Annotated in this window: 13 protein-coding genes and 1 tRNA gene; 2 read left to right on the plus strand and 12 right to left on the minus strand. The window is 74.4% G+C overall.

Annotation, left to right across the window (positions count from 1 at the left end; translation table 11 throughout):
* Nucleotides 1–196: 196 nt before the first annotated feature.
* Nucleotides 197–270 (plus strand) — tRNA-Ala (locus DVH02_RS18025).
* A 200-nt stretch (nt 271–470) separates the two neighbouring features.
* Here DVH02_RS18025 and DVH02_RS18030 read toward each other — a convergent pair.
* From DVH02_RS18030 to DVH02_RS18085, 12 genes are all read right to left on the minus strand, one after another.
* Entirely contained in the window at nt 471–980 is a 510-nt protein-coding gene (locus DVH02_RS18030; protein WP_114624844.1) for a flavin reductase family protein, read from the minus strand.
* A gap of 89 nt (nt 981–1,069) precedes the next feature.
* On the minus strand, nt 1,070–3,499 hold the full coding sequence (locus DVH02_RS18035) for a non-ribosomal peptide synthetase (protein WP_114624845.1): 2,430 nt from the start codon (nt 3,497–3,499) through the stop codon (nt 1,070–1,072).
* Nucleotides 3,496–4,911 (minus strand): serine hydroxymethyltransferase, encoded by a 1,416-nt coding sequence (locus DVH02_RS18040; RefSeq protein ID WP_233518300.1) that lies wholly within the window; start codon nt 4,909–4,911, stop codon nt 3,496–3,498. Before DVH02_RS18040 ends, DVH02_RS18035 begins: the two co-directional genes overlap by 4 nt.
* The gene (locus DVH02_RS18045; protein WP_114624846.1) at nt 4,908–5,600 is read right to left on the minus strand and encodes a thioesterase II family protein; all 693 of its coding nucleotides are present in this window, start codon (nt 5,598–5,600) and stop codon (nt 4,908–4,910) included. Before DVH02_RS18045 ends, DVH02_RS18040 begins: the two co-directional genes overlap by 4 nt.
* A complete protein-coding gene (locus DVH02_RS18050) occupies nt 5,597–6,934 on the minus strand; it encodes a condensation domain-containing protein (RefSeq protein WP_158575904.1) in 1,338 nt (445 codons plus the stop codon). Before DVH02_RS18050 ends, DVH02_RS18045 begins: the two co-directional genes overlap by 4 nt.
* A gap of 5 nt (nt 6,935–6,939) precedes the next feature.
* Nucleotides 6,940–7,788 (minus strand): SDR family oxidoreductase, encoded by an 849-nt coding sequence (locus DVH02_RS18055; protein WP_114624848.1) that lies wholly within the window; start codon nt 7,786–7,788, stop codon nt 6,940–6,942.
* A complete protein-coding gene (locus tag DVH02_RS18060) occupies nt 7,785–9,134 on the minus strand; it encodes an MFS transporter (protein WP_158575905.1) in 1,350 nt (449 codons plus the stop codon). The genes DVH02_RS18055 and DVH02_RS18060 overlap by 4 nt, the downstream gene beginning before the upstream one ends.
* The gene (locus DVH02_RS18065) at nt 9,131–12,328 is read right to left on the minus strand and encodes a condensation domain-containing protein (RefSeq protein ID WP_114624850.1); all 3,198 of its coding nucleotides are present in this window, start codon (nt 12,326–12,328) and stop codon (nt 9,131–9,133) included. The genes DVH02_RS18060 and DVH02_RS18065 overlap by 4 nt, the downstream gene beginning before the upstream one ends.
* Nucleotides 12,325–13,446: a MupA/Atu3671 family FMN-dependent luciferase-like monooxygenase gene (locus DVH02_RS18070; protein ID WP_114624851.1), complete on the minus strand. Its 1,122-nt coding sequence runs from the start codon at nt 13,444–13,446 to the stop codon at nt 12,325–12,327. Before DVH02_RS18070 ends, DVH02_RS18065 begins: the two co-directional genes overlap by 4 nt.
* On the minus strand, nt 13,439–16,543 hold the full coding sequence (locus DVH02_RS18075) for a type I polyketide synthase (protein ID WP_114624852.1): 3,105 nt from the start codon (nt 16,541–16,543) through the stop codon (nt 13,439–13,441). The genes DVH02_RS18070 and DVH02_RS18075 overlap by 8 nt, the downstream gene beginning before the upstream one ends.
* On the minus strand, nt 16,540–19,794 hold the full coding sequence (locus DVH02_RS18080) for a non-ribosomal peptide synthetase (protein ID WP_114624853.1): 3,255 nt from the start codon (nt 19,792–19,794) through the stop codon (nt 16,540–16,542). The genes DVH02_RS18075 and DVH02_RS18080 overlap by 4 nt, the downstream gene beginning before the upstream one ends.
* Entirely contained in the window at nt 19,787–20,011 is a 225-nt protein-coding gene (locus DVH02_RS18085) for a phosphopantetheine-binding protein (protein WP_158575906.1), read from the minus strand. Before DVH02_RS18085 ends, DVH02_RS18080 begins: the two co-directional genes overlap by 8 nt.
* Nucleotides 20,012–20,494: 483 nt before the next feature.
* Between DVH02_RS18085 and DVH02_RS18090 the strand changes: the two genes are divergently transcribed.
* Nucleotides 20,495–23,641 (plus strand): non-ribosomal peptide synthetase (locus DVH02_RS18090; RefSeq protein WP_147286077.1); only part of this gene is annotated, 3,147 nt, incomplete at its 3' end.

A 23,641-nucleotide genomic window follows, 5' to 3' on the forward strand; every position in this document is an offset into this window, starting at 1 on the left:
CCCGGTCGCGGGGGCGGCGCGGCCCCTCCGGCCCCGCGCCGCCCCCGCGACCGGGGCAGGACGCCGCTCTTCGACCAGTACGACGAAGACAGCCGCCCCCGCGCCGCCAACGAGTGACACCGGGCCGCGCCCGTGACCAGCCACGGACGGATTTCCGGGCACGGCCTCAAGGGTGCTAAAGTTTCACTCGTTGCAAGGGCCTGTGGCGCAGACTGGTAGCGCACCTCGTTCGCATCGAGGGGGTCAGGGGTTCAAATCCCCTCAGGTCCACAACAACAAGCCGTTCACGAGTCAGCTCGGGATCGGTTCACGAGTTCCCGTCCGGTTGACACAACTGGGCGGGAATTCGTGGTTTCAGGGTCGGTATGAGGTGGCTGCCGCCGTCGTACGGACGCCGACTTGCCCTGTGTCAGGCCCACTCGTCGACCCGCGGGTGCTGAGCGGGCGCGGTGCCGGAGCGCGTCACCTGGTCATCCGTCGCACAGGCGGACGTACGCGCGGTCGTGGTAGAGGAGTGGACGCCCGCCGGAGCGGGACTCCGCCGCGACGGCACGGGCGACGATCAACCGGTGGTCGCCCGCGGGGACGGCCACCTCGACGCGGCACACCAGCCACGCCAGTACGCCGTCCAGCACCGGGACGTCGTACGGGCCCCGCCGCCATCGGGTCGGGGCGGCGAAGCGGTCCGGTCCTGCGGCGGTGGCGAACCTCGACGCGAGGTCCCGCTGGTCCGCCGCGAGGATGTGCACCCCGACGTGGGACGCGTCGCGGAAGACGGGCCAGCTCGACGAGGACGTACTCATGGCGAACGAGACAGTCGGCGGGGCCACGGCCACGGAGGACAGCGACGTCGCGGTGAAACCGGCCGGTCTGCCGCCCTGCGCGGTCACCACGGCGACGCCCGCCGCGTGGTGGCGGAAGACGGATCGGAACGTCTCGGTGGTGGGCGGCAGCGCGTCGGCGTCGGCATGAACCGTCACGGTCTCTCCTCCGGCGGGGTGACACGGGATGCGGGATTCAGGGCTGCTCGGGGCCCGGTTCACGGCAGCGGGAACCGGGCCGGTACGGGTCAGGGCCGCGGCGGCGTGCGGCCGGCGGCGGCGAGGTGGGCGGCGAGCCGGCGGACCGTCGGATGGCTGAACAGCTCGGGCCAGCGCAGGCTGTCGTCGATGCGGGCCAGGCAGCGCAGCGCGGACATGGAGTCGCCGCCGAGCGAGAAGAAGTCCGCGTCGCGGCCGACAGGACCGGCGCGCAGGACGTCCTGCCAGACCGCGGCGATGTGTTCCTCCCAGGCGCCGACCGGAGCCTCGACGGCCGACGTGTCCCGCTCCGCGGCGTCCGGGGCCGAGGAGAGCGCGCCGAGGGCCTTGCGGTCGAGCTTGCCGTTGACATTGAGAGGCAGTTCGTCCAGGACGAGGACCGCGGCGGGCACCATGAAGGAGGGCAGCACCTTGGCCAGGTGCGCGCGCAGCTCCCCGGGGCGCGGCGCCGCGCCGAGACACGGGACGGCGTGGCCGACCAGTCGCCGGGCACCGGAGCCGTCCTCCCGGGCCGTGACGACGGCGTCCTTCACCTCGGGGTGGGCGCGCAGCACAGCCTCTATCTCGCCCAGTTCGACGCGCAGGCCGTGCAGCTTGACCTGGAAGTCCTTACGGCCGAGGAGTTCCAGGACACCGTCCGCCCGCCAGCGGGCGAGGTCCCCGGTCCGGTAGAGGCGGTCCCGCACGTCACCGTAGGACCACTCCAGGAAGCGTTCGGCCGTGAGGGCGGGGCGTTCCAGGTAGCCGCGGGCCAGACCGGTGCCCGCCAGGTGGAGTTCGCCGACGACGCCGGGCGGGACCGGCTGCAGCGCGTCGTCCAGGACGTACGCGCGCTGGTTGGCCATGGGGCGGCCGTACGGAATGCTCGTCCAGGCGGCATCGCTCTCCACGACTTCGTAGACGGTGGAGTGGATCGACGCCTCGGTGGCGCCGCCGAGGACGACGAAGCGGACGTCGGGGGCGAGCGCCCGCACCCGGTCGGGCAGGGAGACCGGGCACCAGTCGCCTCCCAGCATGACCAGCCGCAGCCGGGCCAGGGCCGTGCCGCCGGTGCGCTCCAGATGTTCCGTCAGCAGTTCCAGCAGGGCCGGGGCGGAGTTCCAGACCGTGACCTCGTGGCGTGCGAAGAGGTGGGCCCAGTGCGCCACGTCCTTGGCCCGGTCCGCCTCGGGCACCACGACAGTGCCGCCCGCCGCGGTGATGCCGAGGAATTCGTAGACGGACATGTCGAAGCTCGGTGAGGACAGGCCGAGGATGGTGTCGGAGGAGCCCACGCCGAAGCGGGAGTTGAGGTCCGCCAGGTTGTTCACCACACCGCGATGGCGCAGGGCGATGGGTTTGGGCAGGCCCGTCGATCCCGAGGTGTGGATGACGTAGCACAGGTCGTCCGGGCCCGCGCTCGGCCCGGGGGTGGTGTCCGGCCGGGCCGCGAGGTCCGGATCGGTGCCGTCGAGGAGCGCCTCGACCAGGACGACCTGGCGTTCGGTGCCGGGCGGCGCGGTGGGCAGCGCGGCGGCCCGGATCCGGTCGGTGACCACGGCGGCGCAGGAGGTGCCGTCCAGCATCGCGGTCAGCCGCTGGGCGGGGTAGTCCGGGTCCAGGGGGACGTAGGCGCCACCGGCCTTGAGGATGCCCAGTACGGAGGCGAGCAGGGTCGCGGAGCGCTCCAGGCACAGTCCGACCCGGACGTCGGGGCCCACGCCCGCCTCCCGGAGGCGGTGTGCGAGCCGGTTGGCGCAGGCGTCGACCTCCCCGTACGTCCAGGTACGCGCGCCGTGCACGACGGCGGGTGCGCCGGGGTCGGCCGCGGCACGCTCCTCGAACGCCGTGTGCAGACACGTACCGTGCGGCAGGTCGGCCGCCGTGTCGTTCCACTCGGTCAGGACGCGGTGCGTCTCCTCGGCGGTGAGCAGGGCGAGCCGGGAGACGGGTGTGAGCGGGGCGCGGACGGCGCTCGCCGTCAGGGTCCGCAGGCGGGCGAGGACGCGGCGGGCCGAGTCCGCCGTGAACAGCCTCTCGTCGTAGCTCAGTTCCGCGGTCCAGCCGTCGTCCCGCCGGTCCAGCGCGAGGTGCAGCTCGAACGGCGGGGCGCCCCGCCGTTCGGTGCCGTGCGCGACCGCCACCAGGGGCGTGCCCAGGTCCGCGCCGGGCGTCACGGGGGTGCCGCGGGCCGCCAGGTCCGCCGCGGTGGAGTCCGCGTCGACGGCGTACCCGGTGATGCCCTCGGGAGTGGCGAGGGCGATCAGGTCCTGGCCGGTGAGGCGGTGCAGCAGCGCCGCGAAGCAGGCGGTGAGCAGGGCGTGGGCCGACGCCCCGCCCTCCCGCGCGGCGCCGGGCAGGGTGCCCCGGACCAGACCCGCCGCACGGGGGAGGGCACCGGCGCGGCGCGGCCGGTCGGCGGGGACGAGTACGGCGGGCCAGGTGGCCACGGCGCCGGCGGCGCTGGTGTCGGCGTTCACAGGGAAGTTCCCGTCCTGAGGGCGTCGCGGGCCGCGGCCCTGGCGGTCGCGTGCGGCAGGGGGTGGCGGGCGCACAGCGCCCGGACATGCTCCCGGAGGCGGACGCGCTGGTGGGGTTCGATGACGTACTCGGTGTCGCTCAGCGGTGTGGTGGCGGCCAGGACGGCGTGCATCAGCTCCGCGCACTCACGCATGTGCTCGGGACCCATGCCGCGCTGGGCGAGGACGTTGCAGCCCAGCCGGATGCCGCTGGTGACCAGCGGGGGCCGGGTGTCGTCCGGGATGCGGTTGCGGTTGACGAGGATCCCGCACTCCTCCAGAGCCCGTTCCGCGACGACACCGGTCAGCCGGCTGTCGCGGAGGTCGATCAGGACCATGTGATTGTCGGTGCCCCCGGTGAGCACCCGGTGTCCCCGGCACGCCAGTTCGGCGGCGAGCGCGCGGGCGCCGGAGACGGTGAGGCGCGCGGTGCGGGCGAACAGGGGCTCGGCGGCGAGCGCGAACGCGCGGGCCTTGGCGGCGATCGACGCCGGGGCGGGGGTGCCCTGGCTCTGCGGGAAGACCGCCTGTTGCATCAGCCGGTCCAGCGGGGTGCGCCCGTCGGGACCGGGGGCCCGGTGGTCGCGACCGCTCAGGATGAGTCCGCCCCGCGGTCCGCCGAGCTGCTTGTAGGTGCTGGTCGTGGTGATGTGCGCGTGGTCGACGGGGCTGGGGTGCTCACCGGCGGCGACCAGGCCCGCGACATGGGAGATGTCGGCCAGGAGGTAGGCACCGACCGAGTCGGCGATCCGCCGGAAGCGGGCGAAGTCGATGATCCGGGGGTAGGCGCTGGCACCCGCGATCAGCACGGCGGGGCGGTGCGCGGCGGCGAGTTCGGCGACCTGCCCGTAGTCGATCCGGCCGCTCGTGTCGAGGCCGTAGTGGACGGCCCGGTAGTGCCGGCCGGTCACCGAGGCCGGGGAGCCGTGCGTGAGGTGGCCGCCGGAGTCCAGGTCGAGACCGAGGAGCGTGCCGCCGGGCGGCACGAGGGCGGCGAGCACGGCGAGGTTGGCGGAGGAGCACGAGTGCGGCTGGACGTTGGCGTACCGCGCCCCGAACAGGGCGGTGGCGCGCCGCACGGCGAGCCGTTCGACTTCGTCGAAGTTGACCGCACCGGGGTGGTAGCGGGCGCCGGGGTATCCCTCGGCGGTGACGTTCGACAGCGCGGACCCGCTCGCGGCGAGGACGGAGGGGGCGGCGATGCTGCTGGAGGCGACCATCGCCAGGGTGGTGTCCTGGTCGTGGACCTCCGCGTCGAGAAGGCCCGCGAGTTCCGGATCCTCCCGGTGCAGCTCCGCCAGCCCCGCGTGGGCGAGGTCGGCCTGCCTGTGTTCCGCCCCGGACCGAGTCGGGGGAAGGGGGGCCAGGGTCACAGCTGCTCCTCGATGACGCGCCACAGTTCCGGCATGAAGTCCAGCAAGTAGAGGTGGCCGCCGGGCATTTCGAACTCGGCGTATTCCTTGGTGGTGAAGGTCTTCCAGTCGGCGACCCCCTCCGCGGTGGCCACGGTGTCCGACACGCCGCGCACCGCGGTGAGCGGGATCGGGAGCGGGTCGAGCATCTGGGGCCGGTAGTCGCTGTACTGCTGCAGAAGCCGCGCGTCGGCGCGCAGGGTCGGCAGCAACAGGGCGCGCAGCTCGGGGTGGTCGAGTGCCTCGAAGCCGCGCAGGCTGTCCCGCTTCAGTGTGTTGACGGCCTCTTCCCCGTCGTCGCTGAGCGCGGTGTATCCACGGTGGCGGGGGCTGCGCGTACCGCTGACGATCAGCCGCTCGGGCAGCGGCCCCCCGGTCTCGTACAGACGGCGGGCGGTCTCGAAGGCGATCAGGCCGCCGAAGCTGTGCCCGAAGATCGCGAAGGGTTCCCCGGCGGCGGCCTCCGTGACCCGGCGGGTGACATCGGCGACGCACGCGTGGAAGGAGGCGTAGCAGGGCGCGGAGAACTCCTCCTCACGCCCCGGGAGCTGGACGGGCACGGCGCGGGCCCGGCCGGTGGCCAGGGTCTTCCACGGACGGTAGACCCCGGCGCCGGCTCCGGCGTACGGCAGACACATCACGCGTGTCATCGGGCGTTCTCCTCGGTGCTCGTCGTGGGTACGGGCTGGAAGAGTCCGGAACTCTCCGGAGCGGCGGGCCGCCCTTCCTCTGCGGACAGCAGGGCGAGCCGGTGCTGGACGGCCTCCGCCAGCTTCGCCAGGCGTCCGGCCCAGAACCCGCCCGCGGGGGCTTGCAGCATTCCCGCGAGGCGGTGGCCGGGCAGTTCGTTCAGCTGGAACAGAACCTCGGCCTGTGCGCCGAGGGGTACCACGGGCTCGCTGCGCATACGGACAGGACCGGCGTCGTGGACGGGGCGCTGCCAGCTCTCGTACGCGAACAGGGCCTGGTACAGCGGCATGCGGCGCCCTGGACGGGTGCGCACCGCGCGGATCAGGTCGTCCTGCGGCAGGTCCATGTGGAGCAGACCTTCGGCGAGGGTCCCCCAGCCGCGCTCGTGGGCGCGGGGCCCGGCGGGCCGCTGGATCCGCACCGGCAGGGTGGTCAGCAGGCAGCCGATCGCGTCCGCGAGGTCCGGGGTCCTGGTGGACACCGGGACGCCGACGCAGAAGTCCTCGGCCCCGCACAGGTCGTACAGGGCCTGGGCGTAGGCCGTGAGCAGCACGGCGAAGGGCGGGCAGGCCGAGCGCCGGGCCGCCTCGCGCGCGGTGGCGCCCGCCCCGTCGGGGAAGGCGACGGCCCGGCAGCGCAGCTCGGCGCGGGCGAGCTGCCGCTGGGTCGGGCCGTCGCCGTCGCCCGGCAGGTCCGGCATGCCGTCGAGCGCCGTCCGCCAGTAGGAGGCGAGTTCGGCCCGGCGCGCGGCGTCCGGTGGCCGCGGCGCCGGACGGGTGAGCGGGGCGGCTTCGCCCTCCCCGGCGACGACGCGGGCGTGGGCCAGGGCGAGGTCGGCGGTGAACACCTCGTGGGACAGCCCGTCGTACACGAGGTGGTGGGTCAGGACGTACAGGGTGGCGCCAGGCGCGCCGCCGCGGTCCTCGGCGAGCGCGAGGACCACATGGCGGCCGGTGGCGGGGTCGAGGAGTCCGGTCCCGGCCAGTTGCCGGGCGGCCGCGTCGAAGCCGGTGCCCGGGGGCAGTTCCAGCAGCGGCGGTGCGACGGGCGGCACGGTCGTGCGCCACAGCTCCCCGGCCTCGGGGGCGAAGACCGATCGCAGCGCGGGGTGGCGGGCGACCACCCGCGCCGCCGCGGCGGCGAGTGCCGGCCGGTCCGGGACGCCGTCGATACGTACGGTGCTGAGCACCCGCCAGGCGGGTGAGCCGGGCGCGATCCGCTCCGCGAACCAGAACTGGCGTTCCGTCGCGGAGGTGGCGTGCCGTTCGGCGCGGGGCGCGGAGGCGGAGTCCACGGGGGTCACCGCGCCGCGTACCCGGCGTCGACGGTCAGGGTGGTACCGGTGACGCGTCGGGAGGCGTCGCAGGCGAGCCAGAGCGCGGCGGCGGCCACGTCGGCCGGGTCGACCAGCGTGTTCATCGGCTGGTCGGCGGTGAACAGTTCGTCGTGCCCGGCCTGCGGGATGTCGAGCGCGCGGGCGACCTCGGAGAGCATCCGGCCGTCCATGGCGGGTTCGTCCCTGATGTTGCCGGGGCAGACCGCGTTGACGCGCACGCCGTACGAGGCGTAGTCGAGGGCGCTGGCCTTGGTCAGGCCGATCAGCCCGTGCTTGGCCGCGACGTATCCGGCGAAGTTGCGGTAGCCCACCAGGCCCGCGGTGGAGGCGATGTTGATGATCGTCCCGGCGCGGCGTTCCACCATGGCGGGGACGAACACCTTGGTGGCGCGCCAGGCTCCGCCGAGGTCGACGTCCACCATCAGCTGCCAGTCCGCCTCCGCGGTCTCGTGCACCGGCCGTCCTGAAGGGGCCACGATGCCCGCGTTGTTGACGAGTACGTGCGGCGCGCCGAAGCGGTCGTGGGTCCGCTCGCGCAGCTCGGTCAGGGCCGCGAGGTCCCGGACGTCGACGGCGGCGACGAGGACGTCGGCGCCTAGGCGGCGGCAGGAGTCGGCGGTGTGGTCGAGCTGGCTCCGGGAGCCCATCGGGTAGGGGACACCGGGGATCGGGGCCGCCACGTCGAGCAGGACCAGGTCCGCGCCCTGTGCCGCGAAAGCGAGCGCGCAGGCCCGCCCGGCGCCCCGCGCGGCGCCGGTGATCACCGCCGTGCGCCCTTCGAGGGCGCCGACGACCGGGTGCGTCGTGGTCATCGGACGCCCGCCCCCTCGCCCGACCTGGTCTCCGGGTCGGTGTCGGGCGCGGTCGCCGGGCCCTGCTCCGGTACGGCGGGCTGGTCCCGGCCGTCGTCGGCGCCGGGCCGCTCGTCCATGGCGCGCAGGGAGGGCCACCGCCAGCTCACGGCGATCAGAACGAGGTAGACGAGGGAGAAGCAGAGCATCGGCACCCGCAGCCCGGCCAGGTCCACCAGCAGTCCGGCGCTCAGCACGCCGAGCGGGGCGGAGGTGAGGGCCATGGCGCCGGTGAGACCGAAGACCCGGCCCCGCAGTTCCTCGGGGACGCGTTCGAGCATGACCGTCGAGAGCATCGGGTTGAGCGGGCCACCGGCCACGCCGACCAGGAAGCAGATCACCGTCACGCCGATGGCGCCGGGCTCGAAGTAGAGCATCATCCGCAGCACGGCGACCACCGCGAAGCAACCGAACAGGGTGTAGCGGCGGTTGGACAGGAAGGTCCGGCTGGCGGGACCGTACAGGAGGGTGCCCACGATGGCGCCGACGCCGACGGCGCCGAGGAACCATCCCAGGGCCGCGCTGCTGTCCAGCACCTCCTGCGCGTACACCGGCAGGAAAAGCGGGGTGAAGGCGTCGTCGAGGAAGTTGGTGACGACGACGAAGGCGGTCATCGCGCCGATGACCGGCATGGTCCTGACGAGAGCCATGCCTTCGCGGAGCTGGCCGAAGAAGCCGGGGCCCGCCGCCGCGCCGCCGCCGCGCTTCCTGGGTTCGGCGACCGGCACCGCGAAGGCGACGAGCGCGGCGGCGACGAGGAACGTCGCGGCGTCGACGTACATGCCGACGGCCGAGCCGCTCGCCGCGATCAGCAGACCGGCCAGGGGCGCGCCGACCACCAGGCCGAGCCGGGGGGCCGCCTGGTACCAGGAGTTGACGCTCTCCAGCCGGGCCCCGGCGTCCTCGATGACCGGCTTGAGCAGCGTCATCCGGGCGGCGGTGGCGGGGGTCGCCACGACCGTGCGGGTGAACAACAGGGCGAACAGCAGCGGGATGGGCAGCCCCGTGGTGGCGTCCAGGAGCGGTATGAGTACGACCAGGACTCCCGCGGAGAGGTCGGACAGCACGCTCAGTCTGCGTCCGCCGAACCGGTCGACCAGGACGCCGCCGACGGCGCCCGCGAAGATCAGCGGCAGGGCGCCGAGGAACCCGGCGAGACCGGTCGTGGTGGTCGAGCCGGTGGTGTGCAGGACATAGAGCGGGACCGTCACGATCGTGATGGCGTTGCCGAAGGCCGACAGGTACTGGGCTGTCAGCAGGGCGACGAGCGGGCGGCGGCGACGGTCCGTCGCGGTCGTCTTGGTCACGGCCGTTCCCCCTGCCGGTCGCGGCGTTCCTGACTGAGCCGCGCGAAGAATCGTTCCATGCTTTCCTCAGTCACTCCTGTCACACCCGGAACACCGTCCGGGCCTTGGACCTGCCGCGCGCCCTCGAACAGGCCGCGCAGTTCGCGGGCCGCCGTCTCGGCCGCCTCGCGGACCGCCCTCTCGTCGGCGGCGTGGGGGTTGTACAGCCAGCGCAGTACGGCGTGGCCGTCGCGCACTCCGACCGCCACGTCCACATCCACTTCGCGCCGCACGTCGGCGTTGCCGGTGGCGGCGGTCTGCTCCGAGGCGGTGAAGGGGCCGGCCGAACCGCTGAGCGGGTCGGCCAGTTCGCCGAGGTGGTTCACGATCACCCGGGGCCGCTCCAGGGCGGCGAACTCCGCGCGCAGACCGGGATCCGCGGCGCAGCCCAGCAGCCCGAACGTCTTGCCGGAGTCGGGGATCCCGCGCAGCGCGGCGACCGTGGCCCGCAGGTCGTCCTCGGCCGGGCCGCCGGTGAGCGGCACACGGAAGGGGTGGGCCGCCGAGTAGAACCCGACGGCCCGGTCCGGGTCCCAGCCCGGCAACGCGGCCAGCGGGTCGCGGCCCAGGCCGATCAGCCACACCGACGGCTGGTCGTGCGGTGCCCAGGGGCGCAGCGCGCGGGCGACGGCGGTGAGGGCCGCGGCCTGGAGCGTGCCGTGCCCGTCCGGTGGCAGCGGCGCCGACACCTCCAGCGACCGCTCACCGGCATAGGTGTCGGGGCCGTCCAGACGCCAGCGGTAGCGACCGGCCCCGCCCAGCTGGGCGCGCCAGTACCCGGCGTGCGGTGCCGGGTCCAGGGCCCGTACGACGGCGGCGTGTTCGGCGTACCCGGCCTCTTCGGCGACCAGCGGTTCGCCTCGGTAGGCGGCGGCCAGGTCGGCGAGGACGATGCCCCAGGACATGCCGTCGATGACGAGATGGCTCGCGCCGAGGACGACGCGGTCGGCCTCGCCGGGAGCCCCCGGCAGGTGGCTGACGGCGAACAGCGGCCCCGTGGCACGGTCGAAGCGGTCCCGCTGGGCACGCACCACGCGCCGCGCGTCGCTCCCCGCGGGCTCCGCCGACCAGTGCCAGGCCGCGCCGGGCACGAGCCGGGCGCCGAGAGCGCCGTCGTCGCACACGGCCGTGGTCAGCGCCGGGTGGGCGCGTACCACCTCCTGGGCGGCCCGGTGCAGGCGCTCCTGGTCCAGCGGACCGTCCGCGGTGAGGATGTGGCTGTGCGAGAAGTCCTCCACCCGGGACAGGCCGCGGCCGAGGAGCATCTCCTGCTCGGGGCCGAGCGGTCCGGTCGGCGGGACCGGCACCCGGCCCGCCGGAACACCGCGGCGGGCGCCGAGGACACGGGCGAGTCCGGCCGGGGTGGGATGGGTGAAGACATCCTTGAGGGTGACGGTGAAGCCGTCGGCGCGCAGCTTGTGGGCGAGCCGGACGGCGAGCAGCGAGGTACCACCGCTGGTGAAGAACACCGCGTCGGGGTCGGCCTGTTCGACGCCGAGGACCTCGCACCAGGCCACCGTGGTCCGGTCCAGAGCCTGGGCGGCGGCGGGTCCCGCGGCCCCGGCACCGGACTCGGCACCGGCCCCGGGGTCGGCACCGGCCCCGGGGTCGGCACCGGCCCCGGCACCGGACTCGGCACCGGGGTCGGCACCGGGGTCGCCGCCACCGCCGAGCAGCGGGGCCGGCGGCGTGGGCAGGGCAGGGGCGGGGCGCCGCAGCGGCTCCTCGGGGTGGTCCGCGAAGCGCTGGATGAGCTGGAGGAGGCGGTCGGCCATGGCGGCGACGGTGGCGTGCTCGAACAACGCCGTCCGGTACTCGATACGTCCGTAGACGTTCTCCCCGACCCGCCACCAGGCGGTCGTCAGGTCCATCGTGGAGATGCCCTCGGGCACGCCGTTGGCGTACACCTCGGCGCCCGGGAGTTCCAGGGGCCGCGAGTCGTCCAGGTCCAGCTGCACCAGCATGGTCTGGAGCAGCGGGTACCCGTGGGCGGACCGGTCCGGCGCGGCGGCCTCGACGATCTCCGCGAAGGGCACTTCCCGGTGGTCGGCCACGGCGGCCGCCGCCGTCGCGGCTGCCGCGAGCACGTCCTTGGGCGCCGGGTTCTCCGGCAGCCTGATCCGCAGGGGGACGCTGGTCAGCAGGAACCCGATCAGGGGCTCAGCCTCCGGCTCGCTCCGGGTGGAGGTGGGGATGCCGATCACCAGATCGCGCTGCCCGGTGCGCTCGTACAGCAGCGCGGCGTACACGGCGGTCATCGCCGTGGCGGGCGTGGTGCGGGCCTCCCTGGCATGGCGGAAGAAAGCCTCGGCGACGGCGCCGTCGAGCATGAAGTTGTGGTGCTCGCCGCGGTGGTCGGCCGTGTCGGGGCTGTGGTCGTAGGGCAGCGCGAGGCGCTGGGGGACGCCGTCCAGATAGGTCCGCCAGAACGCCCGGTGGCGGGCGCCGTGCGGGCCTGCGAAGCGTTCCCGCTGCCAGTGGGCCCAGTCGCCGAACTGCACCGGCAGCTCGGCGACGCGCGGCGGACGCCCCTCGGCCAGGGCCCGGTAGTGTTCGAGGAGTTCCTCGTTGAGGCGCACGTACGACCACTGGTCGACGAACGAGTGCGGCATCGTCTCGACGACCTGGTGGTCGTGCTCGGCGACCTTGGCGACCGTCAGGCGCAGCACCGGGTCGGTGGCCAGGTCGAAGGGGCGGCGGACCTGTTCGGCGATGAACTCCTGCCGACGGCGCTCGACTTCGGCCGCGGACACCTCGGTGGTGTCGTCGACCGTCAGGTCGACAAAGCGGAGGTCCGCCCGCCGGTCGGGGTGCACCCGCAGGTAGGGGCGGCCGTCCTCGGCCTCCGCTCCGGACCGCAGCAGGTCGTGACGGATCACCAGGCTGTCCGCGGCGCGGCTGAAGAGTTCCGGGTCGAAGGCTCCGCGCACGCGCAGCCCGTAGCCGAGGGTGTAGGTGGTGGTCCCCGGCTCCAGCTGGTCGAGGATCCACAGACGCTCCTGGTCCATGCCGAGCGGGAACCGGTCGCGCGGCCCCGGCCTGGGGCGCAGCGCCGGGCCGTTGCGTGCGGCGAGCCGCCCGGTGAGCGCGGCGCGCTGGGCGGGGCTGAGCCGGGCGAGCCGGGCCGTCAGCTTCTGGTCGGCGGGGCTGCTCATGCGGACCTCTCCACGGCCGGGGAACCGAGATGGAACAGGGCGGGCAGCGCCGCCAGGACGTCGGCGGCGGGGAGCCCGAAGTCGATCAGGCAGCCGACCTCGTCGGCGCCCGCCTCGGCCAGGTCGGCGAGGACGGCACGGGCCTTGGCCGGGCCGCCGAGCAGCGAGGGGCCGGTGAGGAAGTTCAGATAGGCGTTCTCCAGGAGCACGAGTTCGTCGCCGTCCCCGGTCTGGTTGCGGAAGGACCGCAGGTAGGAGTGCATGGCGGGGCGGAGGAAGTCCTCCAGGTCCGGCCGGTCGCTGACGTACGCGTGGGCCATGACCACGACGTCGCCCTCGCCGGGATGCCCGGCGTCCTGCCATGCCTGCCGGTAGCGCGCGATGTTCTCGCGCAGCGCGGGCATCGTCTGCCCGAGGAGCGCGGTCGCCACGCCGTATCCGGCCCGTGCCGCGGTGACGAAGGTCCGGGGTGTGCCGGTGGCGGTGAGCCATACCGGCAGCTCCGCCTGGACGGGCCGGGGGCGGGTCGAGACGTCGGTGGTGGTGCCCGCCGTGGAGGGGTACGAGAGGGTCTTGCCGCGCCACAGGGCGCGGACGTCCTCGATGGTGCGGCCGGTGACCTCGCGCCGTTCCTGGTAGTCGGTACGGGCCAGGGCGAAGTCGTCCGGGTGCCAGCCGCTGCCGAAGGAGAGGCCGACGCGGCCACCGGAGAGGCCGTCCACGACCGCCCACTCCTCGGCGATGCGGGCCGCGTGGTGCAGGGGGGCGGCCACGCTGCCGGCGCGGATCCGGATGGTGCTGGTGCGGGCGGCGACCGCGGCGGCGAGCACCGCCGGGTTCGGCGAGAAGCCGCCGAAGTCGACGAAGTGCCGCTCGGGGAACCAGACGGCGTGCTGGCCCGCCGCGTCGGCGGCGGCTGTGGCCTCCAGGACGAACGCGTAGTAGGCGGCGGCGTCGGCGTGGTCGGCGCTGGCGAAGAAGTAGAGACTGCGGCGCAGCTTCTCGGGCAGCGCCACCGGGTCCCGCGGCTGTTCGGCGCGCCGGGCGCGCAGTCCCGCGCTCAGTCGGCGCCGCTGTTCCGGGGTCAGCGCGTCGAGGCGCGCGGAGAGATCACTCATGGCTGTTCCGCCCGCTCTCGTTCTCGATCTCCTCCAGCAGCCGCAGCAGGTCGCCGTCGTCGCGCTGTGCGGCGAGTTCCTCGGTCCTGGCGATGAAGGCGGCGAGGGAGGAGTTCTCGTACAGGTCCTGGAGCCTGATCTCCACCAGGAGGGCGTCGTTGACGACGCTGACCAGATGGGCGGCGTGCAGGGAGGTGCCGCCGAGGTCGAAGAAGTTGTCCTGGGGCCGCAGCCCGGCGATGCCGAAGGCGTCCTGCCAGATGACGCGGACGGCGTCGGCCGTCGCCGCCTCCCCGGACGGCTCCGCTCCGGTCGCGGTGTCCGGATCCGGCGGAGTCGCGGTGTCCGGCGGGAGGACCTCGGGTGCCTGGGACGGCGACGCCACCCAGTGGCGGGTGTCGGCGAAGGGGTAGGGCGGCAGCGGCACGGCGCGTGCGGGCCGTGCCGGGCCGGCCAGCGGGTGACCCGCGGTCCACAGCGCTGCCAGGGCCGCACGCCAGGCGGCGGTCTCGTCGGAGCCGCGGCGGTCGGCCGCGTTGACGACGAGGAGGTCGCGCCGCGCGGCTTGGGCCGCCCGGCGGATCTCCGCGGTGGCCGCGTAGGCCCGGTGCAGGCCGAGGACGGTGTCAGGGGCGGCTTCGAGCAGGGTGGTGACCGCGTCCGTGAAGCGGACCGGGTTGCTCATCTGGCGCCCCCAGTAGGCCGGATCGACCGCCTGGGCCCCGGTGAGCAGCGCCCCGGTGAGCCCGGAGACGATGGGCACCGCGGGCGCCGACAGGGACAGGGTGGCGATGAACGTCTCGAACTCCTCGGCGGGGCGGACCATCGCGCGCGAGTGGCCGGCCCGGGTGACCGGCAGGCGCGTGGTGCGGATTCCGGCCTCGCCGCAGCGCTCCTCGAAGGCGGCCAGAGCCGCTTCTGGGCCGCCGCAGACGGTGTTGTCCGGCCCGTTGAGCACGCACACGTCGACTTCCAGGCCGACCGCGAGCCGTACGGCGGTGTCCTCGCCGGTGCGAACGGCGGTCATCCCGCCGGGCTCCGCCGAGGCCATCAGGCGTCCGCGGCGCACGATGGCGGCCGCCGCGTCGGCCACGGAGAAGACACCGGCGTGTGCCGCCGCGGTCAGCTCGCCGACGCTGTGCCCGAGCAGCAGCCCCGGGGTGAGGCCGTGCCGCTCGGCCTGGCGCAGACCGGCCAGTCCGAGGACGAACAGCAGGGGCTGGACGACGGCGGTGTCGACCAGGCGCGGGTCCTCGGCGGGCCAGCTCCGGGCGTCGGCCAGGTCGGGTCCGCCGGCCCGGCGCACCTCGGCGGCGAGTTCGGCCAGGTCGGCGGCGAACCGCTCGTCCCCGGCGGCGAGGTCCGCTCCCGCACCGGCGAGGCCGACGCCCTGGCCGGGCAGTACGGCGGCGAGCACCGGGGCGGACCCGGCGCGGCGGCCGCCGTCCTCCGCCAGGGCGGTCAGTTCGGCCACGAGGCGGGCGCGGGCCTCGGCGGGGTCGGCGGGCAGCGCGGCGGCCCACCGTTCGGGCAGGACCTTGCGGTGGTGCCACAGGGTGCCGGTGATCTCGCCCATGGGGAGTCCCGCGCCGCCGCCGTCGAGCCATGCGGCCAGGTCACGGGCCTTGCCCTTGAGCGCTTCCGGGGTGGCCGCCGACAGTACGGCGAGGTGCGGCGCGCCCTGCCCGGCCACGTCCGTACCCGCCACGTCGGTCCCGGCCACGTCCGTACCGGCCACGTCCGTACCCGCCACGTCCGTCCCGGCCCGGCCCGCGGGCCGAGGTGCGGCGGTCAGCAGTACGTGGCAGTTGGTGCCGCCGAGTCCGAACGAGCTGACCCCCGCGGTACGGGGCCGGTCGGCGGGCCAGGGCCTGGCGGCGCGGGGCAGTTCGAAGGACGGGGAGCCCAGCTCCACGTCAGGGCCGTCGCCGGGCTGGGACGGGGTCGGCGGCAGCACGCCCGCGTCGAGGGCGAGGACCGTCTTGATCAGGCCGATGACACCGGCCGCCGCGTCGCAGTGCCCGATGTTCGGCTTCACCGCGCCCAGGGCCAGAACGGAACCGGCGGGCCGCTGCCCGTACACCTCGGCCAGCGCGGCGAGTTCGACCTGGTCGCCGAGGGCCGTGCCGGTGCCGTGCGTCTCGACGTAGCCGACGTCGCGGGGTTCCAGCCCGGCCACGGCCAGGGCCTCGCGCAGGACCTCGGCCTGGCCCCGGGGGCTGGGCGCCGTGAGGCTCATCCGGTCGGCGCCGTCGTTGTTGACGGCGCTGCCCAGCAGGTGCGCGCGGGCGCTCTCGCCCGTGCCGGGCAGGTCGGAGACCCGGCGCAGCACCACGATGCCGGCGCCGCTGGAGGGCACCGTTCCGGCGGTGCCCTCGGTGAAGGCGCGGCAGCGCCCGTCCGACGAGGTGATGCCGCCCTCGGTGAACGCGTAGCCCTGCTCCACGTCGGGGTGCACCGTGGCCCCACCGGCGATCGCGATGTCGCACTCGTAGGTGAGCAGGCTGCGGATCGCCTGGTGGACGGCGACGAGGGAGGTGGAGCACGCGGTCTGCACGGTGACGGCGGGGCCGGTCAGGCCGAGCCGGTAGGCCAGGCCGGTGGCGAGGAAGTCGCGGGAGTTGCCGAGGGCGAGCTGTTCCGCGCCCAGGACGCGCACGGTCTTCTCGTCCTTGAGGACGTGGTCGCGGTAGTACGTCTCGCTGCCGCTTCCGACGAACACCCCGATGCGGTCCGTGGCGCGTTCCGCGTCGACCCCGGCGTCCTCCAGGGCCTGCCAGGCCACTTCGGTGAGAACGCGGTGCTGGGGATCGGTGGCCGCGGCCTGGGCGGGCAGCATGCCGAACAGCTCGGCGTCGAACCGGTCGAACCGGTCGATCTGTCCGGCGCGCAGCCGCTCACCCGGCACGGTGGCGCCGGGTGCGGTGGCGGCGGGGACGGAGACGACACCGTCGGTGATCGCCGCCCAGAAGGTCCCGGGGTCCGTACTGCCGGGTACCCGCAGGGACACGCCGACGACGGCGACGGCGTCCGTCTCCTCGACCGTACCGGGGGCCTCGACCGTACCGGGGGCCTGGTCCTGGCTGTGCGCGGTCACACTTCCTCCTGGGGGGTGCGCCCGTCGGAGGGCGGACCTATGACGGCCGCGAGGCGGCGCGGGGTCGGATTGCGGAATATGTGCTTGAGCCGGGAGCTGGTGAACCCGGTGGAGCGCTGGAGTGTGTTGAGCCGCACCGCGAGCAGTGAATTGCCGCCCAGCTCGAAGAAGTTGTCGTCGCGTCCCACGGGGACACCGAGGATCTGCTGCCACACCTGGGCCAACAGACCGGCGGCGTCCGGCGGCTCCCCGGGGTCGGCCGGCCGGTCGGCGCGGGGCGTGTCCCGGCCGGTGCCGGTGGTCTCCTCCGGCGGGGCGGTGTCGTGGCCGCGCACGGGTTCGGGCAGCCGGGCCGTGTCGAGTTTTCCGTTGACGGTCAGCGGCAGCGACGGCACGGGGGTGAGAGTGGCGGGCAGCATGTGCGCGGGCAGTCGGGCGGCGAGCCACCCGCGCAGCTCCGCCAGGTCGGGCTCGGCACCCGCGCGTACCAGATAGACGTCGATCCGCGCGGTGGCCGCGTCCTGGGCGTCGCGGACGACGGCCGCTGCTCCGGTGACGGCGGGATGGGCCAGCAGCGCTCCGCGGATCTCGCCCAGCTCGATGCGGTGGCCGCGGATCTTGACCTGGTCGTCGAGCCGTCCCAGATGCTCCAGTTCTCCGCCCGGCAGCATCCGGCCCCGGTCGCCGGAGCGGTAGAGGACCTCTTCCGGGAGCCCGGCGAGGCTTCCGGGCACGAAGCGTCCGGCGGCCAGTTCCGGCCGGTTGAGGTACCCGGCGCTGACGCCGCTGCCCGCGACGTGGATCTCGCCCGGCACCCCGGGGGCCACCGGGCGGCTCTCCTCGTCCAGTACGTAGAGCCGCCATCCCGGCAGGGCGGTTCCCACCGAGCGGGTTCCGGTGAGGGCGTCCGCCCGGGTCACGTCGCGCCATGTGCAGTGCACGGTGGTCTCGGTGATGCCGTACATGTTGACCACCCGGCAGGCCCGCTCCGGGTAGCGGTCCATCCAGGGCAGCAGCGTCCGGGGGTCGAGCATCTCACCGCCGAAGATCAGCAGTCGGACGGAGAGCGGGTCAGGTGCGGTCGCGTCCGCGGCGAGGAGCTGCGCGAACGCGGAGGGGGTCTGGTTGAGCACGGTGACGCGTTCGGCCGCCAGCAGGGCGTGCAGGCTCTCCGGATCGCGGGCGGTCCAGTGCGGTACGACGACCAGCCGGCCGCCGGTCAGCAGGCAGCCCCAGATCTCCCAGACGGAGAAGTCGAAGGCGAAGGAGTGGAAGAGGGACCAGACGTCCCGCTCGCCGAAGCCGAACGCCTCAGGACCGGCCGTGGCGGCGAGCAGGGCGGCGACGTTGCGGTGCCGTACCAGGACTCCCTTGGGGGTGCCGGTCGAGCCGGAGGTGTGGATGACGTAGGCCACCCGCTCCGGGTCGGGTCCTGGCAGCGGGGTGTCGGCGCGGGTGGGCGCGGCGTCGGTGGGGAGCAGCGTCAGGTGCCGCGGCAGCACTTCCGGGCCGCAGTCGGTCACGGCCGTGCTGAGGCCGGTGTCCTCGGCGACGAAGGCCAGCCGTTCGCGCGGGTAGTCCGGGTTGAGCGGTACGTAGGCGGCACCGGCCTTGAGCACCGCGAGGAGGGCGACGACGAGGCCGGTGCCGGGGCGCAGGCAGACGCCCACCCGGTCACCGGCACGGACACCCGATTCGGCCAGGGACCGGGCGAGCGCGGTGGCGCGTTCGTCGAGTTCGCGGTAGGTGAGTCGCCCGCCCTCGCCGCTGACGGCGGTGTGGCCGGGCAGTCGGGCGGCCTGCTCGGCGAAGAGCGAGACGAGGTCGGCCCCGGCGGCCGGGGTGGCGTCGGCGGACAGCGGCCCGGCGGGCAGCGGCTCCGCGGACAGCGGCCCGGCGGCGGGCACGCGGTCGGCCGCCGGGACGGTGGAGAGGCGGGCGAGGGGGCTGCTCGGGTTCTCGGCCATGGCGGTGAGAGTGGCCTCCAGTTGGCGGCAGAAGCGGGCGGCCGCGGCGGCGTCCACCTCGGTCGGCCGGTGGCGCAGCAGGCCGCGCCGTTCGTCGCCGAGGTCCTGTCTGAGGTAGAGGGCGAGCGGGAACTGCGCCGGTCCGAATCCGGGATCCGGCAGTGGACGCGCCGTCAGTTCGGGCGTGGTGATGTCGGGCAGGGTCCGGCAGGGGACGACGACCAGGGAGAGGCCGGCGCGGTCGCCGGGGGGCAGCACCGCCGACAGCGGCAGGTCGGCGTCCCGGTAGGCGGCCATCGCGGACCGGTGGGACCCGCGCAGGTAGCCGGACACGGTCTGGGAGCCTTCGGTGTCCAGGCGCACCGGCACGGTGGCGCTGAAGTAGCCGACAGCGCTCGCGTGCCGGGGGGTGCGCCGGGAGACGGTGGTGCCGAGCACGGGGCGGGCGGTGGCGCTGTTGCGGCTCAGGACCAGTCCGGCGACGGCGAGCATCAGGGAGTGGCGGGTGAGGCCGAGTCCGGCCGCCATGGCGCCGGTGGCGTCCCACACCGCGTCGGGGATCAGCAGGGGCACCGCGCCGGAGGGTCCGGCGGCGGGCGGTCCGGGGGTACGGGCCCAGTCCAGCGCGGCGGAGACGCCGGGGGCGAGGTCACGGGCGAGCGCGGCGGCCCGCTCGCGCCGCTCGGGCGGCAGCTCGTGCCCGCTCCTGGACCACTGGGCGAAGGGTTCGGCCGGGAGGCCGGGCACGTCACCGAGCAGCCACTGCGCGAGTACCGCCATGGACGTCTCGTCCACGATCAGATGATGGGCCGTCAGACACAGATGAGCTGTCCGCGCGGTGTGCCGGACCAGGACGACGCGCAGCAGAGGGCCCTCGTCGAGGTCGAACGGGCGCAGCGCCTCCCGGCGCATACGGGCCAGGGCGAGCGGCCCGTCCGGATCGACCGGGGCGTCGGCGACGAACAGCTTCGGGGGGCGGCGGGCGGGTACGAACACCAGCCGGTCCTGCTCCTCCGTCACCCGCGCGCCCAGCAGCGGATGGGCGGCGAGCACCGCGGTCAACCGGGTGTGCAGGACATCCTCGTCGACGGCACCGTCGACGCGCAGAAACAGCGCGGAGTTGTACGTGGCGGGATCCTCGGCGCCGCGGTCGGCCGCGTACAGGTCGCACTGGCCCGGGGTCAGGGGCAGCGCCGCCGCCGCGTCCGGGTTCTCGTGCTGGTCGCCCCCGTCGTGGGACGCCGGGTGATCGTGGCCCGTCCGGTGCACCGGGCCGCTAGTCACGGCTGCCGCGGACGGCCCGTGCGAGGGTGGCCAGGTCCGGGGTGTCCAGGATCTCCAGGAAGTCCAGTTCCTGGCCGGTCAGGGTGAATATCCGGTCGGCGAGCAGCACCGCCTTGAGCGAGTCCCCGCCATTGGCTATGAATCCCGCGTCCGCGTCGGCGTCAGCGCCGAGTATTTCCGTCCAGAGCCCGGTGAGTCCCTCTGTTGATTCCCGCACGGCGGGCCCGTCCACCGTGCCCTCGAATAGCTCTTCCCCCGACACAGAACCTCTCCCGTCAATAGCTTTTAACCATTGCGGCCCTCATGGGCCGCGTGATCCGGAGAGATCATCACTGCCTCGGATGGGGCTGTCAACCCCGCATTGGCGAGGTCGGAGGGGGAGGTGGGGGCAATGGCCGACGCGCAAATTCAATGTTTCATCAGCCCTCCGGTAGGGCATCGCGGGAGGTGGTCCGGGGGGAAAGCGGAAAACTTTCCCGGGATGGTCCCCCCTCGGGACTTTCCGGGCCCCTCGGGGAGCCGATCCGAAAATTAATTCCACTCGAAGCGGTATCTCGCATTCCACTAACGGCGGTCCCTGACAGGCCACCTTGACGTGCTCCGACGAACTCACCTACGGTCGGAAATTCGAAGATCAGCCGCACGGCGCCCGAGACCTTCCGTAGTGCGGATTGTTAAGCCGACTGAAAAAGGACGCCGAATGCTGAAACCCGCGACCTCCGGGCAGCTCCGCTTCTTCGTACTCGACATGCAGCGGCCCCGGCCGGCCATCGTGCACCGCTTGGCCGTCTCCGGCACGGTGGACATCGACCGGCTGCTCACCGCCGTGCGCGCCGTACTGCGCGCCCAGCCCGCTCTGCGGGTCTCCCTGCGCATGGAGCCCGAGGGTCTCGTCCAGCGCGTCCACCCGGTGCCCGACGTGCCGCTCGCCGCGCACCCCCTGCCGGAGGACGAGGAGGCGGCGGACCGGGCCCTCGCCCACCAGCTGGACGTGCTCGGCGCCCCCTTCGACCACTCCGGCGCACCGCTGTGCCGGATCACCGTCCTGCACCGCGCGGACCGGGCGGTCCTGCTCTTCGCCGTGCACCATGGCGTCTTCGACGACGGTTCCGCCCCGGCCCTGCTGTCCTCCCTGACCGTCGCCCACGGGCTGGGCCCGGACGAACTGGCGGACGCCGAGCCGGCGGAGGGCCCCCCTCCCGCCGAACGCCTCGGCCCGCTCAGGCGGTTCTGGGCGAACGCGCTCGAAGGAGCCCCCGAGGACTGCTCGCTGCCGCAGCTCACGCCGGGCGCGGAGCGCGCCCGCGCATCGGTCGCCACGCGGCTGCCCGCCGCCCTCGTGGACCGGATGCGGCGCCGCGCGGCGGAGACCGGGGCGAGTGCGTTCACCCAGGTGATGAGCGCCCTGGCCTGGGTCGCGGGGTGGTACGGCCGCACCGACGACGTGGTCGTCGCCACGGTCAGCGGAGCCGGACGGGACACCCGCGGCGTCTCGGTCGTCGGCTGTCTGCAGAACACCATCCCGGTCCGCGTCGCGCTGACCGGCGCCACCACGGAGGACCTGCTCGACCGCACGCTGGAGGCCCTCTCGGACGCGGTCGAGCACGCGGAGCTGCCGCTTGAGGACATCCTGGCCGTGACCGGCGCACGGCGGCACCCCGACCGCAAACCCTTCACCCAGCTGATCTGCACCCAGGGCGAGCTGCGCACCGAGACCGTCGACGCGGCGGGGCTGCGGTGGCGGATGGAGCCGCCCGAGTCCGACCAGGTCGAGTACGACGTGAGCGTCACCCTGCTGCACGCCCCCGACGGCGGGGAGCACCTGGTCGTCGCCCATCCCCGTACGGCCCTCGACGCCCGCACCGCGGAGCGCTTCCTGGACCACCTCGTCGCCGCCCTCGACGCGCTGACCGCTCCGGAGGCCCGGCTGCTGACCGCGCACGACCTCCTCGGCGCGCGCGAGCGCTCCGAACTCGCGGCGCTGACCGGCCCCCCGGTCGCCGCCGCGGGCGTGCCGGTCCACCATCTCGTCCGGGCCCGCGCGCGGGCCACCCCGTCGGCCGCCGCCGTCCGCACCGGCACCGGAGAGCTGGACTACGCCGCCGTGACCGGCCGCGCCCGGCGCCTCGCCGCGGCCCTGCTGGAGGCGGGCGTGCGCCCCGGGGACCGCGTCGGCATCCACCTGGACCGCACACCCGACCTGGTCATCGCGGTCCTGGCCACCTGGTGGGCGGGCGCCGCCTACGTACCGCTGGACCCCGACCACCCCGCCGAACGGCTTCGTTACGTCCTGCGGGACGCCGAGCCCGCCGCGTTGATCGCGGGTGCTCCGCTGCTGCCGGGCCTGCCGACGCTGGCCCCGGACTCCTGCGCACCTGAGCCGGTGAGCTGGCCGGAGGTCGCCGCCGACGCCCCCGCATATGTCATGTACACCTCTGGATCTACCGGCAGTCCCAAGGGCGCCGTCATCCGCCACGACAACCTGTGCGCCCTGTTCGCGGCCTTCGACGCCCGGTTCCCCCAGGGCCCCGCCGTGGTCCTGGCGGGCACCAGCTCCTCCTTCGACATCAGTCTCATCGAGCTGGTCTGGCCCCTGACCAGCGGACGCACCCTGCACCTGACCAGCCACCGCACGGTGCTCCAGGACATACCGGACCCCGGCGGCGCGTTCTACCAGTGCACCCCCTCCTCCGCCCGGCTGCACACCACCTCCCCGGAGGGCCGCGCGTTCCTCGCCCGCCTCGGCGGTCTCCTGGTCGGGGGCGAGCCGCTGGCCGGCGACCTCGCCGACGACCTCGCCGGACTCGTCCCGGGTCCCGTCCTCAACGGCTACGGACCGACCGAGGCCACCGTCTACACCACACTGTGGCGGGTCCTCCCCGGCGCGCCTGTCCATATCGGCCTGCCGCTGCCGGGCGTGCGCTGCCAAGTGGTGGACGCGCACGGCCGCGACCTGCCGCCGGGCTGCCCCGGCGACCTGGTGATCTCCGGTACCGGTGTGGGAGACGGCTACTGGCGGCGCCCGGAGCTGACCGCCGAACGCTTCCCCGCGCCGCACCGGGCCGATGGCGTCACCGGCTACCGCAGCGGCGACGTGGTGTCGTTCACTCCCGGTGCCGGGCTCAAGTTCCTGCACCGGGCCGACGATCAGGTCAAGGTCCTCGGGCAGCGCATCGAGACGGGGGAGATCGAGACCACGCTGCGCCGTCGCCCCGGCGTCCGGGACGCCGCCGTCGCTCCGCTCCCGGACCACACCGGAGTCATCGCCTTCCTCGTACGCGAGGACGACCCCGGTGCGGGTGCGCTGCCCCGCCCGCTGCCCGTCGCCGTCGCGGCGGAACTGCGGCGCGGCACGGCGGACTGGCTCACCGGGGCCATGCTGCCGACCGCCTGGCACGGCGTGGCCGACCTGCCCCGCTCGCCCAACGGCAAGCTCGACCGGCGGGTCCTCGCCGACTGGGCCGCCGCGCGTACCGAGGCGGCGGACTCCGCCCCCTCGGCGCTGCCCGGGACGGCAGCCGCCGCGGTACTGGAGGTATGGGAGCGGATCCTGGGCGAACCGGTCACCGACACCGCGGCCACCTTCTTCGCACTCGGCGGCACGTCCTCCGGGATCCTGCGGGTGCTGACCCTGCTGCGCTCCCGCCATCCCTCGCTGCACGCGGCCGACCTGTTCCGGCACACCACGGCGCGCGCGCTGACCGGGTTCCTGGAGGGCCTCGACCCGCAGGGCCCTGACCCGCAGGGCCCTGACCTGGAGGGCCCCGACGAGGTCGGGTCTCCCACCGGCAGGGGACGGAGCCGGGTACCGGACGACGGGCCGATCGGTACCCGGCTCCGTCCCCTG

Origin of the sequence: Streptomyces corynorhini (genome assembly GCF_003346515.1) — a bacterium.
GTDB classification, from domain to species: Bacteria; Actinomycetota; Actinomycetes; order Streptomycetales; family Streptomycetaceae; genus Streptomyces; species Streptomyces corynorhini.

Excerpts from the sequence above, each read along its gene's own strand:
- DVH02_RS18045 (WP_114624846.1), bottom strand. The coding sequence starts at position 5,600 with ATGACACGCGTGATGTGTCTGCCGTACGCCGGAGCCGGCGCCGGGGTC.
- DVH02_RS18055 (WP_114624848.1), bottom strand. The coding sequence starts at position 7,788 with ATGACCACGACGCACCCGGTCGTCGGCGCCCTCGAAGGGCGCACGGCG.
- DVH02_RS18065 (WP_114624850.1), bottom strand. The coding sequence starts at position 12,328 with ATGAGCAGCCCCGCCGACCAGAAGCTGACGGCCCGGCTCGCCCGGCTC.
- DVH02_RS18070 (WP_114624851.1), bottom strand. The coding sequence starts at position 13,446 with ATGAGTGATCTCTCCGCGCGCCTCGACGCGCTGACCCCGGAACAGCGG.